Source organism: Slackia isoflavoniconvertens (assembly GCF_003725955.1).
GTDB lineage: Bacteria > Actinomycetota > Coriobacteriia > Coriobacteriales > Eggerthellaceae > Slackia > Slackia isoflavoniconvertens.
The window spans coordinates 17,145-32,162 of record NZ_QIBZ01000017.1; the positions used below are offsets into that span (position 1 = coordinate 17,145).

The 15,018-nt window shown below is 57.0% G+C and carries 10 protein-coding genes; 1 reads left to right on the top strand and 9 read right to left on the bottom strand.

Going from position 1 to position 15,018, the window contains the following annotated elements; translation table 11 throughout:
- Window positions 1–59 precede the first annotated feature (59 nt).
- The 7 genes from DMP05_RS08420 to ifcE all read right to left on the bottom strand — a co-directional run bounded on the left by DMP05_RS08420 (window position 60) and on the right by ifcE (window position 11,789).
- Entirely contained in the window at window positions 60–1,556 is a 1,497-nt protein-coding gene (locus tag DMP05_RS08420) for a helix-turn-helix transcriptional regulator (RefSeq protein WP_123220028.1), read from the bottom strand.
- Window positions 1,557–2,277: 721 nt separating this feature from the next.
- A complete protein-coding gene (locus DMP05_RS08425; RefSeq protein ID WP_123220029.1) occupies window positions 2,278–3,651 on the bottom strand; it encodes an ATP-binding protein in 1,374 nt (457 codons plus the stop codon).
- A gap of 545 nt (window positions 3,652–4,196) precedes the next feature.
- Entirely contained in the window at window positions 4,197–5,606 is a 1,410-nt protein-coding gene (hydF, locus tag DMP05_RS08430; RefSeq protein ID WP_123220030.1) for a [FeFe] hydrogenase H-cluster maturation GTPase HydF, read from the bottom strand.
- 73 nt (window positions 5,607–5,679) lie between these two features.
- A complete protein-coding gene (gene hydG, locus DMP05_RS08435) occupies window positions 5,680–7,131 on the bottom strand; it encodes a [FeFe] hydrogenase H-cluster radical SAM maturase HydG (protein WP_123220031.1) in 1,452 nt (483 codons plus the stop codon).
- A 24-nt stretch (window positions 7,132–7,155) separates the two neighbouring features.
- Window positions 7,156–8,220, bottom strand: coding sequence for a [FeFe] hydrogenase H-cluster radical SAM maturase HydE (hydE, locus tag DMP05_RS08440; protein ID WP_123220054.1), 1,065 nt, complete (start codon window positions 8,218–8,220; stop codon window positions 7,156–7,158).
- Between the two features lie 19 nt (window positions 8,221–8,239).
- Entirely contained in the window at window positions 8,240–9,958 is a 1,719-nt protein-coding gene (locus tag DMP05_RS08445) for a [FeFe] hydrogenase, group A (protein ID WP_123220032.1), read from the bottom strand.
- Window positions 9,951–11,789, bottom strand: coding sequence for a putative FAD-dependent oxidoreductase IfcE (gene ifcE, locus DMP05_RS08450; RefSeq protein WP_183907167.1), 1,839 nt, complete (start codon window positions 11,787–11,789; stop codon window positions 9,951–9,953). Before ifcE ends, DMP05_RS08445 begins: the two co-directional genes overlap by 8 nt.
- Before the next feature lie 304 nt (window positions 11,790–12,093).
- Between ifcE and DMP05_RS10005 the strand changes: the two genes are divergently transcribed.
- Window positions 12,094–12,279: an SDR family oxidoreductase gene (locus tag DMP05_RS10005; RefSeq protein ID WP_211326873.1), complete on the top strand. Its 186-nt coding sequence runs from the start codon at window positions 12,094–12,096 to the stop codon at window positions 12,277–12,279.
- A 171-nt stretch (window positions 12,280–12,450) separates the two neighbouring features.
- Here DMP05_RS10005 and dzr read toward each other — a convergent pair whose 3' ends face one another.
- Window positions 12,451–14,385, bottom strand: coding sequence for a daidzein reductase (gene dzr / locus DMP05_RS08460; RefSeq protein WP_123220034.1), 1,935 nt, complete (start codon window positions 14,383–14,385; stop codon window positions 12,451–12,453).
- Between the two features lie 54 nt (window positions 14,386–14,439).
- Window positions 14,440–14,925, bottom strand: coding sequence for a protein IfcD (gene ifcD / locus DMP05_RS08465; RefSeq protein WP_123220035.1), 486 nt, complete (start codon window positions 14,923–14,925; stop codon window positions 14,440–14,442).
- Between the last annotated feature and the right edge of the window lie 93 nt (window positions 14,926–15,018).

A 15,018-nucleotide genomic window follows, 5' to 3' on the forward strand; every position in this document is an offset into this window, starting at 1 on the left:
GGCCAAGAGCTTACTCTTGGCCCCCTGGCACATACCAATCAGAACACTTTTGCACTTGTCTATTCGTTTTCTTTCGCATCGCACACAAGGTCAATCAGGTCTTGTCGCGAATGTACGCCCATCTTTCGATAGAGGCTTTTCGCATACGTCTGGACGCTGTTAATCGACAGGCCCAAATCCTGAGCAATGCGTTTTTGCGTATGACCCTTTGAAAGTAAACGCATTACATCGCATTCGCGCTGCGTTAAGTCATATTGCGAGGAAAGCCGACGGACAGCTTCCTCTTGCTCGTCGCTTGCCCCTTCGATGCCATGTTGCGGATTAATTCCGTCAACGCCCAAGATCATCCACAAGAAGAAGAAAAACGCCATAAGAAACGCCATGGCTAACGCGACGGCGTTCATGGTATTTGCCATAAAACCGCTGTCGCCAAAAGGCATCGTCCCAAATGCGTCTGCCACCACGTTCATACCAACAATGCTCAATGGGATCGCGACCGTAATATATTGCGCTATCTTTCGATCAGACCGTCTTGCCCATTCGAAACCCAAAAGCCAAAGAAGCACCATGGCAAGCGGCAGACTTGGCAACACTATTTCAGCGCACAAGCCAACATGGACAGGATTAAGCAGTGCTATGCAATAGAGGAATATAGTAAGCAGCAGCATAAATGATCCCCAAAAGAAAGAACTTGCTCCACTTGCGCTGCGTAATAAAGAGGAACGTTCCTTGCGGTATTCAACAAATATGCCAATAGAGCAAACGGCATAGAGCGCAAACCCTATGATCAGATGCAATGCGTCACCGATAAACCAAACCCCGCTGGACCTAGAAACATACGAACCCATAAACATGCCACTCACGAACAGATAACACACAAACATGAGTACGAGCAGCATATTCCGAGCGAAAGCACGCTTCGTATACGATCGCAAGCCCACATTGAACATCTTCGCATCTGGTTTAGGCAAAATCTGAGCAAAGCCCCCCGCGGCAAGAAGCATCGGATAATTCGCACCAGCATAAGGAAGCCCGCACGCTTGAAGCACAGAAGGAATTATCGCGCCAACAACGAACGATACGAGCAGTGATCCCAGCACAATTGCCGCATGAAGCCGCTCTTCGCAACATGCAAGTGCAAACATCATGCGAACGCCGAGAAACACACCATACAACCCGACGACAACAGGATAGAGCCAGAATAAAATCAAAGGAGGGTTAGCACCCACCTTCCGAAACACCAGGAGCAAAACCACAAATGCGAGCAAAATAAGCGCGAGCATGCACAACGCCACCTGTGCACTCCTAGAAAAAGATATGAGCCCATTGGGGCGTCTAGCCAGCACCAACGATCCGGCGAGCATTACAAGAAATAAGAGAAGAGAATACGTAAAATTCGATGAGGCGTATGGGAGTTGAGGAAAAAATTCTCCCGGGAAAAGAGGCAGCATAAAGAGCGGCCAATAGAGCGCAAGGGCAAACAGGGTCATCAGAGGAGTCTTCCAAGAGCCTTCGCTTTGCGAAATACTATGCTGCATCAAGCCCATGCTAGACATTTGTAGAAATCCCCTCTGTTCACATGATTGTTCATGCCCACGTACTTCATCTCGCACATCTCGATTGCCGCAAGAGGAGCCGAAATGAAAACCAGGACCCGAGTCTGGCAGCCTAATATCTTACCACAGAGCAGATTTTCACATTAGGATACGCCCAGCAGCTTCATGCTCGGATTTTCCGATAACGACGACAAAAGTTTTAAGCAAACGGCAGTATCGCGAACGCCCATGAATGCAGACGCTCTACCAACACATTGCACCAAGAAGCCCGCTCAGTGTTTCCACCACTGAGCGGGCTTCTTTGTATTCAATAAACACAACGACCACTTCACCAGGTGTTATACATTTTCATGAGCGAGTTTTCAACGCAAGGCTACACTTTTATGAGCGACTTTTCAGAGATTCTCGCACTTTTATGAGCGAGTTTCAGGCGCCCGGGTTTGACCATCACACCTGTTAAATGCTCGCAGCATTTAACACATTCCCGCCCGCTAAATGCTCGTAGCGTTGAGCAGGCGCCGAAAGACGCCAGGCCCAACGCGCAGCCGCCGTCGCCGCAAAAATCGACGCGATCAGCGCGCATCGAAATGACTTTCGTAGTCCATTGTCGCGAGAATCGTCGCGGCCGACCCGCGCCACCTTCCCAAAACCTGCTAAACGCTACGAGCATTTAGCAGGTTTTAAAGCGCAAACGGCCAAGAACCATAATACACTAGGGCTCTCACCACTGACCTTTTTCAAACCAGGCCACTTCGCCCTTGTCACACGCACCCAGCAGGCGTTTCAGAAGAAAGGCAGCAAAATACGGCATCGTGAAAATGCTGTTCTCGAAGCCGACGTTGCCCGAAGTCAATTTCAAGCCGAAATGAATATCGGGATACGAATCCGACGCAATAAGCGTGCGAAGCGATTTCGAAGTGCCATTCTTCGCCTTCACTTCAACCGGCACGAGGCTCGACTGGGTCCTCACAAAAAAATCCTCTTCAAGCGTCGAATTCTCGCGCTTGTAGTAGAACAGCGGACAGCCGCTCTTCACGAGAGCTTCGCCGACGATACATTCATAGAGCGCGCCTTTGTACACGCCTAAATTGCGATTCGTCCGAAAGTCTTCGCTCGCCTCGTCATCGAGCATCGCGATGAACAAGCCCGTATCGCCAAAATAGAGCTTGTATTTGTTCTCTTCGTAATTCCCCTTCAACGGCAGCTCGGGAAAAGAAAGGCATCGGCACACGTTGACCATGCCCGCCATTTCAAGCCATTCGACGCAGCCGTTATAGTCTTTGAACCGGGCGTTTTTCGCCACCTTGCTCATTTGGAACTTCTTGTTTTCCTTCGCGAGCTGCGCGGGAATGTGATTGAAAACGTTCAATATACGCCCTTTGTCCAGACCTTCGGCGTATTTTTGGATATCTTCGCGATAGTCAAGCACCAATTGTCGCTGAGTCTGAAGCGATCCTTCGAATGTATTCTGATCGATATACGAGCGCACAACATCGGGCATACCGCCAAGAGCGCAATAGTCCAAAAAGACATCCATAAGCACCTTGTGCTGTATATTCGTAAATGGCCGCGCCTCGATAAGGTGCGCGAGCATCTCGCCGGCGAGCGAATTGTCATACCCCTTCGCCCACAGGAACTCCTCAAAATCGAGGGAGCGCATTTCGAAATCAGTTTTGTAGCCTACGCTATTACTCTCGATTCTCTGGTAGTTAATCCCAGGCATCGAACCGCTGCATATCACGTCAAAGCGGGCATCTTGTTTAAAGAATTTCAGCGCCGTCGCAATTTCGGGGAACTCCTGCAGTTCGTCAAAGAATAAGAGCGTTCTTCCTTCAATGAACCGTTTTGCAGGGTCCAAAAGGCTAATGTTGCGCACAATGCTCGCCGCTGAATAGCCATCTTCGATAATCGATTTGTATTTAGACTCTTCGACGAAATTTATTTCTATCACGGAATCGTAGTTGGCGAAGCCGAATCGACGAATAGATTCGGTTTTCCCAACCTGCCTTGGCCCTTTTACAACGAGAGGTTTTTTGTCTGAATCGTTCTTCCACTGTTCAAGAAAAGCATCGATTTTGCGTCTCAGATATGTCATTCTTCGCTCCCCTTTTAATAATAACTCTTTCACCAGGCATTATACATTTTTATGAGCGAGTTTTTCGAGTTTCTCTACACTTTTATGAGCGAATTTCCCGAGTTTTTCGCATTTTTATGAGCGAATTTTAAATGAACGCCCGCTTTGACTCCTGTACCTGTTAAATGCTCGCAGCATTTAACACATTCCTGCCTGCTCAATGCTACGAGCACTTAGCAGGAACATTGCGCAGGTGCTGAAGGATGCCAAAACTCATGCGGCGCCAGCGTCGTCGTAAGAATTCCACGATCCGCATTCGCCACGACGGTTGTCGCAGTCCGTCCCCATCGCAAAAGTTGTCGCCGCCCTGAGTCTCGAGAATTACCGCGACGGCCTGCGCCCTTTCCCCATTCCCAAAACATGTTAAACGCTGCGAGCATTTAACGTGCTGTCCCCGCGGGAAGCTCCGCGGCCACCCTGCGCGTCCCTTCTCAAAACCTGCTCAATGCTACAAGCATTGAGCAGGTCGGGGGCGAATCGACGCAGACACGCCAATCTCAGAGAACTTAAATCCCGAAGCCGCGCAAAGGCTGCAGGCTGCGCTCGAGGATGCCGTGCATGCAGGCGATCGCCACGCCGTAGTTCACCATGGGCGTACCGCTTGCCGCGGCCACCGATAGCCGCCGCTGCATTTCTTTTCCGTTGAGCATACAGGCACCGCAATGCACCACCACGTCGTAGTCGCTCACGTCTTCAGGGAAATCGTTGCCCTGGGTGAATTCGAACGACGGACTTGCACCGCAATGCTGGCGAATCCATGCGGGCATTTTCACGGTGCCGATGTCTTCGCATTGCCTATGGTGCGTGCACCCCTCAGAGATAAGCACGCGGCTTTCGTCGGTCAGGATGCCAAGCGCCGACGCACCTTCGACGAGCGTTCTCAAATTGCCCTTATAGCGCGCCATAAGAATGGAAAACGACGTGAGCGGGCACGTTTCTGGAACAATGCGCGATACCCGGCCGAACACTTGGGAGTCGGTTATCACGAGACGCACGTCGCCCACCGACGCGAGCACGCCGTCGAGTTCTTCGGGCTGGCACACCACGGCACTCGCATGAGCATCGAGCACGTCGCGCAGCACGAGTTGCTGCGGCAAAATAATGCGCCCCTTCGGCGCCGACGAATCGATAGGCACCACGAGCACAACCTTATCGTCCGACGATAGCAAATCGGCCACCACGCGGCGCTCACTCACGGCCGCGCTTCCCAAGCGGGCGATGGCCTCTTTTAGCTCAACAACGCCCTGCCCCGTGTGAGCACTCACGAGCACCTCAACACGAGGCGCGAAGGCGGCAGGATTGGCATTACGCGGCGAAGCACCATCTTGCCCGCCATCCGCTGACGCTGCGTCATCAATCAAACCATCGTCCCGCATTGCGATACCATTTGACCCAGCATCACCCGGCACGCCATCGACGCAGGCATGCGCAACCGCACGAGCCCGAGCATCGCGCGAGTCCCCTTCATCCATGCGAAGAGCGCCCAAATCGCGCAGCTCCCCGCCAGCGGCCGCATCGCCAAGCAGGTCGACCTTGTTGCGCGCAATAACGCACGACAGGCCGCGCTCGGCGAACAGCGCCGCGAGCTCTCGCTCGGCCTGCACGGGCTCACGCGCGGCGTCGGTCACCAGTACCGCCACATCGCATGTGCGCAGCACCTCGCGCGCGCGGGAAACGCGGCGCTCGCCCAAATCGCCTTCGTCATCGATGCCGGGGGTATCAATAACATCGACTGGCCCTAAGGGCAAAAGCTCCATGGCCTTTTTCACTGGATCGGTCGTGGTGCCGGCCACATCGCTTGCGAGCGCGACCTGCTGGCCACACACGGCGTTCACCAAGCTCGACTTGCCCGCATTGCGCACGCCGAAAAAACCAATGCGCACGCGCTCGCCCGAAGGCGTCTCGTTCAAACCCATGCCAGCATCATTCCTTTCGCCACACAGCCGTCACCTGCGCTTTCCGTAGTATCACAACGTCCCACGACCCACTTTAAAACCTTTGGTCGCGTTTGCCCTCGTGCACGATTGCATAAATTGCTTCCACGCACTGGTGTCGGCGATTGTCGTCTTTGATCTTGTACATCTCACGCTCAAGCAATTCGAAGCCCTTCTGGAACGTCTCGGGCGTCGCGTAGTCGACCAAGTACTCCGCCAGCGTGATGAGGGCATTGGGGTGACAATAGTTCAGGATCTGCCCGTTCTTGCAGAAGCTCATGAACCTATCGCCCGTGCGCCCCGCGCGATAGCACGCCGTGCAGAAGCTCGGCACGTGCTCTTGTTCGATGAGCCACGAAATAATCTCATCGAGCGTGCGCTGGTCGCTCACGTCGAACTGCTCGGTATCGTGCGGGCGTGCAGCTTCCGTATAGCCGCCCACGCTCGTGCGACTGCCGCCTGAGATTTGGCTGATGCCGTACTGCAGCGCATGCTCGCGCACCTTTTGCCCCTCGCGCGTGGAGATGATCATGCCCGTATACGGCACGGTAATGCGAATGAGCGCGATAATCTTCTCAAACATCTCGTCGGAAATGCCGTTGTCGAACACATCAGGATCGATATCCATGGCGGGCTTCACGCGCGGCACGCTAATGGTGTGCGGCCCCACGCCATGCACAGCCTCCAAGTGCTCGGCGTGCATGATGAGCCCCGCAAATTCATAGCGATAGCCCTCCAGTCCAAACAGCACACCGAGGCCCACATCGTCGATGCCGCCCTCCATGGCGCGATCCATGGCCTCGGTATGCCAGTTGTAGTCGCTCTTCGGCCCCGTGGGGTGCAAGCGCTTGTAGCCTTCCTTGTTATACGTTTCCTGGAACAGGATATACGTGCCAATTTCGGCCTCTTTGAGCATGCGGTACTCGTCGACCGTGGTAGCGGCGATATTCACGTTCACGCGGCGGATAGAGCCGTTTTTATGCTTGATGGAATAGATGGTGTTCATCGATTCCAGAATATACTCGATGGGGTTGTGCTTCGGGTCTTCGCCGGCCTCAATCGCCAGGCGTTTATGGCCCATGTCTTGCAGCGCGATAACCTCGGCGCGAATCTCGTCCTGGGTGAGCTTTCGGCGCGGAATCTCACGATTCTTCGCGTGGTAGGGGCAATACAAGCACCCGTTCACGCAGTAATTCGACAAATACAGCGGAGCGAACAACACGATGCGATTGCCATAATATGCCTGCTTAATGTCATGCGCGAGCTTTTTAATAGCATCGTTGACGCCCTTGTTTTCGCAGGCCAGAAGCACGCTCGCCTCGCGATGCGTAATCATGGCGCCGTGCTCGTTCGCCGGATGCAAATGCGGCTTGCACTTCTCGAGAATGTCGTAGCACAGCTGCAGGTCGTTTTTGTGCGCGTCGGCATACGCCAGCGTCTCTTGAATTTCCTCGTCGTTGATGAATTCGTCAGCGCATAACGATTTCGGATTGTACGAATATCCCATGAGGCACTTCCTTCATAAAACACATTACACGCAGGCGGAAGACGCAGGCGCCATATCGCCGCGATCGACCACCAGTCGATAGCCGACGGAAAGCATGCGCGCGCCCAAGCACCCACGACATTCCGCGGCTTCTTCGCCTGTGCAAATCTTGTTGTCGTACAGGTCGTAGTCTTTCCGATGGGCCACAGGTGAGAGGTTCGGCATCACCACGTTCGCCCCCGCAAGAATGCCCTGCTCCCGCCCATCAGGCGCAATAGTGCCAAGAGCCGTGGTCGCAGGCAAAAGCACATTGGGCTTAATGAGCCTGATAATCGAGAGCAAGTAGCACGTAAGCTCCACCGTGCCCGCTCCATACGCCGCGAACGGCGTTGCATGATGCGGCACGAACGGGCCAATGCCGCACATTTCAGGCTGGAATGTCTCGATGAACCGCAAATCGCGTGCGAAGTCGGCCGAAGTTTGGAACGGGGCGCCAACCATGAAGCCCACGCCCACCGCGTAACCAATCTCGCGCAAGTCGGAAAGGCAGCGCATGCGAGCGTCGAATGACATATCGGCGGGGTGCCAGCGCGCATACAGCTCGCGGCTTGCCGTTTCATGGCGCAGCAAATAGCGCTCGGCGCCCGCGGAAAACAGCCGCTCGTAGCTTTTGCGGCTGCGTTCCCCAAACGAAAGCGTAACCGCGCAATCGGGGTGCGCCTCGCGAATGCGAGACACCACGCCGCACAGCACGTCGTCTGAAAAGAACGAATCTTCCCCACCCTGCAAAACAAAGGTGCGAAAGCCTAGATCGTAACCCGTATGCGCGCATTCGACGATTTCATCGGCAGAAAGGCGATAGCGACGTGCGGCCCCGTTCGAACGGCGAATACCGCAGTAGAAGCAATCGTTCTTGCAGCAGCTCGATGCTTCGATAAGGCCGCGGGTGAACACCGCATCGCCATACACGGCTTTGCGCGCCGCAACCGCGCGACGCGCAAGGCCAGCGGCCATCGCGGGCGTGCGCCGCGCGATGAGCCGCTCGTATTCCTCAAACGTGAGAGCATGATTGTTCGACAGCTTGTCCGCCAGCTGTTCAAGCAAAGTCATGTCGCACGTTGTTGGCATATTAGATGTCCCACTCCGCCTGGTTGGTATGCAAAAGCTCCTCGGCCTTCTCGGAAAGGGGCTCGCCGAGCAAGCGGTCGTAGAGAGCCTTAATATCAGGGTTCTCGTGCGAGAAGCGCAGTGTATCGGCGCCGTCAAGCGCATTGAGCACCGCGGCTCGCTCGCTCGCGAGCTCCTGGTTGAAGGCAATGGGCTGACCGCCACCACCCACGCAGCCGCCTGGGCACGCCATGATCTCGACGAAATCGTAGCTCGCCGTGCCAGCTTCAAGCGCATCGAGCAACACAGCCGTATTCGAAAGGCCGCTCGCGATGGCGATACGAAGCTGCATTCCGGCGATATCGAGCGTTTTATCGACCCAGGGTCGCTCGGGAGTTGCCGCTGTCGTGTCGCACGTGCTGAAATCGGGCTTCTCGCCCGTGAGGAAGAACGCCGCCGAACGCAGCGCCGCTTCCATCACGCCGCCCGTGCGGCCGAAAAGAGTGCCCGCACCCGTGGACAGTCCCAGCGGGTCGTCGAAGTCGCCCTCGGGTAAATCGGCGCAATTCACGTTGAGCATGCGCAGCATGCGGTCGAACTCGCGCGTCGTGAGTACCGCGTCGACATCGGGGCCCGCCTCGGTCGAAAGCTGGGGCACGCCCGCCTCGTATTTTTTGGCAATACAAGGCATGACCGAAACAACGAATACTCGTTTACCCTGTTCATATGCCTCTTGCGACATGAGTGCCTTCGCCGTGGCGCCAAGCATCTCGTGCGGAGATTTGCTCGTGGAAAGCTGGCCGACGAATTGGGGGTAATGCTGCTTAGCGAAACGCACCCAGCCCGGACAGCAGCTCGTGAACATCGGGCGCGGCTTTTCAGACTTTACCCATTCGATGAATTCGTTGGCCTCTTCCATGATGGTAAGGTCGGCGGCAAAATCGGTGTCGTATACGCGGTCGAAGCCGAGCGCGCGCAGCGCGGAAACCATGCGGCCTTGCGTTGCCTCTTCTCGAGGCACGCCCACGCCCTCGCCCCATGCCGAACGAATGGCAGGCGCAACTTGAACCACAGTTATTACTTGAGGGTCGGCCAAAGCCGCAAGCACCTTGGACGTGTCATCGCGTGCGGTAAGCGCACCCGTGGGGCAATGCGTAACGCACTGGCCACACAAAGCGCAATTCGCGCTGGCAATGTCGGCGCCGCCGGCGACGCGCACGCCACGATGCGCAGCGGGACCAGATACCTCCCACACAGCGCATTGCTGTACCTTCGCGCATTCGGCAACGCAGCGCATGCAGCGAATGCACTTGGTGGCGTCGCGCTGCAGCGGGAACGTTTCGTCCCACGCCTCGAACTTGTAGTCGGGGTCGCGCTCCAAATCGGTCGCGTTGCAGCCGTTCGCCACGACCTGCAACGCGCAGGTGCCGCTGCGCTTGCACGTGGTGCATTCGCTGCGGTGGGTCGCCAAAATGGTTTCCACATTCGCGCGACGCGCCGCAATTACGCGCGGCGTGCTCGTGCGCGCCGCCATGCCGTCGAAAACGCACGTGTTGCACGCGGCGGCCAGGGCGTCTTCGCCTTCAACCTCCACCACGCATACGCGGCATGAGCCGATTTCGTTGATTTCCTTCATAAAGCACAACGTGGGAATGTCCACGCCGGCAAGTTTCGCTGCATCGAGGATAGTCGAGCCCTCGGGCGCCTGGACGGTGATTCCGTCGATGGTAACCTTACACATATTGGACCCTTCCCTCATCGAGAACTCCACAGCCGTAATGGTCGCAACGCAAGCAACGGCGTGCTTCCTGGAACGCTTCTTCGGCGGTCATTTCCACCTCGACGGCATCGAAATCGCCTTTGCGCTCACGCGCGGGACGCTCCACGATGTTCACGCGTCCACAGGGCGTACGCCAGTTCGCCGCAGCAGGCGGAACCGCCACGCCGCAATCAAGCTTGTGGTCGAAGCCGAGAAAATCGTCGATATTGCGCGCAGCAACCTTGCCGGCGCCAATGGCGATTATCACCGTTTTTGGGCCAACCTGGCAATCGCCGCCCACGAACACGTTTGGCAGCTCACCGATAGACTTCAAGCCGTCATCGGCTTCGAAATAGGTGCGGTCGGCCCGCATGCCCGCTTCTTCGAACGGGGCGCTTTCAATATCCTGGCCCACGGCAATAAGCACCACGTCGGCCACGATGCGCACAAGCGGCTTGTCGGCGGTTTGCGGCGCAGGACGGCCGCGCTTCACCGGGCCGATGAACTGCGGCTGCGTATAAAGTGCCGTAACATGCCCGTCTTCGACCTCGATATGGTCGGGCGCCTGAAGCGTCATCATCTCGACGCCTTCCTGCATGGCGGAATCGATTTCAGCGCGAAGTGCCGTCATGTCTTCCAGGCGGCGGCGATAGGCCACCGTTACGCTTGCGGCGCCAGCACGCACGCTCGTGCGCGCGCAGTCCATAGCGACGTTGCCGCCGCCGATGACCACGACGTTTTTGCCCGTGAAATCGGGGCATTCGTTATCGCCGATCTTGGTGAGCAGTTCAACGGCGCTCATCACGCCCTGCACGTCGGCGCCTTCGAGCTTCAGCGTTTTGCCGCCCTGTGCACCGATGGCCACGTACACCGCGTCGTATTCGACGGAAAGGCGCTTCATGCCCTCGGCGTCGATGCGCGACTCAAAATGCACGGAAATGTTGCCCGCCCCCATAATGGCGCGCACGTCTTCATCAAGACGCTCACGCGGGAAGCGATAGGCGGGAATGCCGTAGCGCATCATGCCGCCGAGCTGCTTGCGCATCTCGAACACGTGCACTTCATGACCCATGAGCGCGCAGAAATACGCGCAGGTAAGGCCGCTCGGGCCGCCGCCCACGATAGCGACCTTCTTACCCGTCGCAGCAGCAGGCGCGGGCGTTGCGACCTTGTCGGCGGCAAGCTGATCGACCGCGAACTTCTTAATGCCACGAATATTCACCGGTGCATCGATGAGCGTGCGGCGGCAGCGGTTCTCACACGGGTGCTCGCACACGTATGCGCATGCCGTGGGGAACGGGTTGTCTTTGCGAATCATGCCAATGGCACCGGCGTAATCGCCCGCGCCCGCAAGCGCGACGTACGCCGGCACGTTCACGTGCGCCGGGCACAGCGTTTCGCATGGCACCGTCTGGGCGACGCCTTCTCGGCATTGGCCCTGATTCACATGGCTTTCGAATTCAGCCTTGAACGCGTCAAGGCCGCCAAGAAGCACTTCCGCCGCATGCCATCCGATGGCACAATCGGCCGTATCGCGCACGACGTTCGCCTGCGCGCGAATCTCGTCGAGCGCGCCAGGCTCGGCCTGAAACGCAAGCACTTCCTCAAGTAGTTCCTCAATGCGACCGATGCCTTCACGGCACGGCACGCATTTTCCACAGGTTTGGCAACCGCCGGCGCGCAGCAAATCAAGCTGGAATGCCACCGCGCACATGCCCAGAGGCGTCGCTTTAATGCGTCGCTCATACTCTTCGACAAACGAGCCGAACTTGCCGTCGTCTTTCGCGCGCGGCTCAACAGACAGTTTCGCCATATATCCCCCTTTGATATGTGGGTTGACTCATAACCGTGCGGCAACCCCACCAAGCGCCCGCCACCCCGCAGACCCTCGCATTGCCGCCAGGCTATGCTCTCAAGCATTGAAAGTGTACCTTGGGAAGGCTGACTCTCCCACGTTCGTATAGGTTAATTAGCTCATCCGATAGGGTATTTGTGCAGGAGAAATTTACCCACACGGAGCGCCGCAAACCAAACGGCCCCTGGCCGCAACAACAGCACCAATATCGCCAAAATACTCAACGGCTTTCGAAAGCGTTTCCGCGATTGTCAACTCCTCGGTGGAATCGCCAATCGATCTCGTCATTGGTTTTCAGCGTCGACGCAACACCGTGAGCTGCTGCCCCATGGCCCGCACTGCCGACCCGGCTGAAATCGCCAACGGCATCCTGTTCTTGGCAAGCGATATGGCGTCGTACTGCACGGGCGAACCCCTCGCTCTCGACGGAGGCCAGCAAATCGCTTAAAACGCAAACCCGTTTGTTTTCCCTTCCTTCCTGGAGCGGCGTCCTTTTCTCTCTCCCTTTGCCTGCTCCGTGGAGCAAAAAAGAAGCCGTCCCATTGGGCGGCTTCTTTTTTGCGAGAGAAATGGCGCCGCGCAGGCGCAAGCCCACACGGCGATGAGGTGAGGCGTTTTCCTACACCATGCGCGCTACGGCGTAGCCGGCATGGGTCGCGTCAGGAATTTCCGCGACCTTCTTGCAGTCGCCCGCCATATACACGTCCATGTCGCTGATTTCCTCGAGCTTCTCGGCGAATCCAGGACGATTGAGGAAGCCGGCGGAAATAACCACGTTGTCGCAGGGAAGCTCGACGGTTTCGCCGTACTGGTCGATGGCGATGGCCGAGGTGTCGGTCACGCTATCGAGACGGTAGCCAGTCATCAGCTTCACGCCCAGCTGGTGCAGGCGAATAGTGTACTCAATGTCCATCTGGCACCCGGCGGGGTTCAGGAATTTCGTGCCGCGCTTCACGATGGTAACGTCCATTCCCTTCTCGGCCAAATCCAGGGCGATTTCAGCCGTGGTGGTAGCGCCGCCCACGACGACAGCCGATTTTCCTTCCACCTTCTTGGAGCCGTACAGGAAATCGATACCCTCGGTTACGATGGGCTTATCGATACCAGGAACGTTCAGCTTGCGCGGCTCGCCGCCAATGGCAACGATGCAGGCGTCGAAGCCACCCGCCGCGATATCCTCGGGCGTGACCTCCTGCTTGCGAACCTCGATGTTGTGCTTCTTGAGCTGCTTGCGGTAGTATTCAATGAAGCGGTTGATGTCCGACTTATACCACGCGGCGCCGGCTTCGATCATCGTGCCGCCGATTTCGCGCTTCTCGAACACCACCACATTGTGGCCGCGCTTCTTCAGCGTGAGCGCAGCTTCGCAACCCGCAGGGCCCGCGCCCACGACGGCAACGTTTTTCGGCGTTTCAGCCTTGGGGTAGAGCTCCTCGTAATAATGGAACAGCGTGGGATTGGTCGCGCACGAAATGGGATGATGTCCCAGAATGCCACGGTCGGTGCAGCCGATTTGGCAACGGATGCAGGGGCGAATATCTTCCTCGTGGCCGGTGCGAGCCTTCTCGACCCATGCCTGGTCGGCCAGACACTGGCGCGCGGTGCCCACGAAGTCGACCTTGCCATCGGCGAGAATCTTCTCGGCGGCTTCGGGCGACTGAATGGCGCCGGTCACCATAACGGGAATATGCACCTGTTCCTTCACCTTGGCGGCCATATCGGCGCAATACGACCACGGGTAGAAACTCGTGGAGAAGTTCGCCGTCACATGCGTCGCGGTAACCAGGTTCAACAGGGCAACGCCCTCACGCTCCAGCACGCGACAGGTGTCGATGCATTCCTCCAGGCGAATGCCGTCGGGCTCGCAGTCGTCCATATCAAGCTTCACGCTTACGGGGAAATCGGGGCCAACGTAGCGTTTGATGACGCGAATCACTTCAACAAGGAAGCGCTGGCGGTTGAACAGCGAGCCGCCGTAAATGTCGTTTCGCTGGTTGTCGTGCGGCGAAAGAAAGTTCGTGGGCAGGCACCCGCATGCGCCATGAACTTCAACAATATCGAAGCCGGCCTGCTTCACACGCGCGGCGGCCTGGCCGTACTGCTCTTCGATTTCGTGAATCTCGTCGATGGTCAAGGGACGCGGAACCGTCGCGCCCGCGTTAATCATAATTTCGGGAAGAACTGCCGAGGGCGCAACCACGTTGTCGCCGCCGGCAAAGCCCATGTCGCGACCGGGATGCGCAAGCTGCATGCCCGCAACCGCGCCGTGATCGTGCATGGCCTGGGCAATCATGGAAAGCCCGGGGATGTAGGTGTCATCGTATGCCGCAAGGCCCATGTGATAGCCGTCCACAATAAGGCAATTGTCCAGAAACACAATGCCCGGGCCGCCCTCGGCGGCCTCGGCAGCGTGCTTGATGTTGCGATCGGACACGTCGCACAGCTTGCCGACATTAAGGTAAGTGCCCATGGAATTACGAATAACGCGGTTCTTGGTAGTGACCTTGCCCACTTTGCCCTTCGAGAACAAATGGGGGTATTTCGCGTGCTGCATTGTTGTACTCCTTACTTCTTCATAGACAGGATTGAAGAGTGGCGCGAAGATGCGCTAGGCAGCTTTCGCCGGATCGAAGCCCGAAATCTTCGCCGCAAGCGCCTGCACAGGCTTGAGGAAAATAAGGACGAGAACAATCGCGTAGGCAACGATGATGGGCAGGCCAACCGCAATGTCGCTCAAAGCGCCGGCAAGGCCCGACGTTCCCAAATCGGCAATGAGGAAATTGCCGATCGTAATGCACACGCCCATGCACAGCCCGAGCATCACCGAGCAGCACACGTGCATGCCCAAACCGCCCGGCTTAACCTTCAGCAAGCCCGCCAGCTTCATGCCCCACGGCATGGCGGGGACAAGCGTTCCCGCGGTAAAACCCACGCAGAAGCTCGAAATAACCGTGCCGGCCACCAAAGCGGGGGTAACGAACTGAACGCCAATCATTGCCTGGAGCGTGAAGTCAAAGCAAACCGTAATTAGCACGCCCAAAATGATGTTCATGGCCACATTGATGATCAATGCATATCCTTGAGGACCCTTCATGGAATGTATCCTTCCTTTCCAAGGCTCGCCCCAACGACGAGGCGAGCCAACGAGAAAGGGCGCGCTCCGGCAAAGCGCAGCACGCCCTTTTCA